The sequence below is a fragment of the Gilliamella sp. App6-5 genome (genome assembly GCF_001690525.1).
Lineage (GTDB): Bacteria > Pseudomonadota > Gammaproteobacteria > Enterobacterales > Orbaceae > Gilliamella > Gilliamella apicola_H.
The window spans coordinates 1-326 of sequence record NZ_LZGT01000016.1; the positions used below are offsets into that span (position 1 = coordinate 1).

The 326-nt window shown below is 41.7% G+C and carries 1 pseudogene; it reads left to right on the forward strand.

Going from position 1 to position 326, the window contains the following annotated elements:
* Positions 1-326, forward strand: a pseudogene (locus tag A9G24_RS12790) (IS5/IS1182 family transposase); the annotation flags it as partial.

Sequence of the window (326 nt, forward strand, 5' to 3'; positions counted from 1 at the left end):
CCAAAATCGTCGCCGTCGGTTTAATGACAGTGAAATCTATCAACAGATTTTTGATAATATTGTTGAGCAGGCCATTGCCAAAGGGTTGATAAGTGGTCGGGTTTTATATACGGACAGTACTCACCTGAAAGCAAATGCCAATAAAGGCAAAGCACGTAATGAGCAGCGTATTGTTGAGCCCAGTCAATATATTGATGCGCTTAATCAAGCCATCAACGCAGAAAGAGAATTAAACGGAAAAAAGCCTTAAAGCCATCGACGGTAGAGAAATACAAGGAGGTTAAAGTCAGTACAACAGATCCAGACAGTGGCTTTATGCATCGGGA